We start from the raw sequence: 1,280 nt of genomic DNA on the forward strand, positions 1-1,280 counted from the left end.
GTCTTCATGTTTGGTCCTGTCATTGAAGCGGAGGCTGCGGCTACCATGCCCAGGGCTCCCAGCATCACAAATCCGCCTGCTCCCTCGATAGGTGGGAAGTTCAGAGCCAATAGAGCAACAAATGTCCCTATGACAGTCATTATCCCGCTGAAGAGCGGCATGTAGGCAGGTTTCTTCTTGTAAAGCAAACCGCCGATGAGACCACCGAAGAATATCCCGAGTACGTTTCCGACTCCGAAGAAAATGAATATTAACGTGGCCGATTCCTTTGAAAGATTCTTAGAGGTTTCGAAGAAGTTTACAAGGTAGTACGGTATTGCTCCCCAGGGAATCGTTCCAAGAATTCCCTGAATGAAGAGAATGAGATTGGTCTTCACCTTGAAGAGATTCTTGTAGTCAGACAGTCTGACTTTTCCAATGTAGTTTATCCCTTGATCCACGAGTTCGCCGACTGCAACTTCGGCGGCTCCTCTTTTTGGTTCTTCGGCAAATGCAAAGAATAGAAATGCTAGAACAATGTTTGGAAGAGATACGATGATGAACGGTGTTCTCCAGCCAAGTGATGTTCCTGTGAATCCGGCGATTACCATTCCCACAATGGCTCCAAGGGAAATTGCCGTAGAAAGAAAGGAATTGACCTTTGCTCTCTGAGACTCTTTGAAAGCATCTCCGGCGTAAGAAAAAACGACTGGGAAGAGCGCTCCTACGCCTATACCAGTTAGGGCCCTTGCAAGAAAGAGCTGCGGAAAAGTCTGTACGAAGGCGGAGAGGAAACAGGGTATTTCACCGACTAGAACACTGAAAAGAAGCAGAAGCTTTCTGCTGTACTTGTCTGCCAGAAAACCCCAGAGAAGAGAAATCAGTGCGCCCACTATAGTGAAAGAACCTTGTATAAGGCCGATATCTGCCTTAGTTATTCCGAATTCCGCCTCGATTTCGCCGATGTTGGGAGACATCACCATCTGATCAGCATTAAGAAAGACCATCATGAAGAGCAAAAGAAAGAGGACAAAAGCTGCCTTTCCCTTTTTCATCTGCATCACCCCGATTTAATGAAGTTCGTCTTTGAGGTTAGTAAACTCCTGTATCATGGAATCTTTGTCTCTCCATTTTTCTCTAACTTTGACAAACAAATCCAGGAAAATCTTTTGATCGAAAATATACTCAAGATCTTTCCTCGCATCGGTACCGATTTTTTTTATCATCGATCCTGCCTTACCAAGGATTATCGGCTTCTGACTGCTTCTCTCAACAATTATATCTGCCCTGATTTTCAGTAT

Annotated in this window: 2 protein-coding genes; both read right to left on the bottom strand. The window is 45.0% G+C overall.

What is annotated here, in order from left to right; genetic code table 11:
* A partial coding sequence (locus BG32_RS05390) for an MFS transporter (RefSeq protein WP_259459538.1) occupies positions 1 to 1,034 on the bottom strand: 1,034 nt, incomplete at its 3' end.
* A gap of 15 nt (positions 1,035 to 1,049) precedes the next feature.
* The coding region (locus tag BG32_RS05395; RefSeq protein ID WP_183084292.1) for a KH domain-containing protein at positions 1,050 to 1,280 on the bottom strand (231 nt) is incomplete at its 5' end.

Origin of the sequence: Mesotoga sp. HF07.pep.5.2.highcov (genome assembly GCF_003666285.1) — a bacterium.
Lineage (GTDB): Bacteria > Thermotogota > Thermotogae > Petrotogales > Kosmotogaceae > Mesotoga > Mesotoga prima.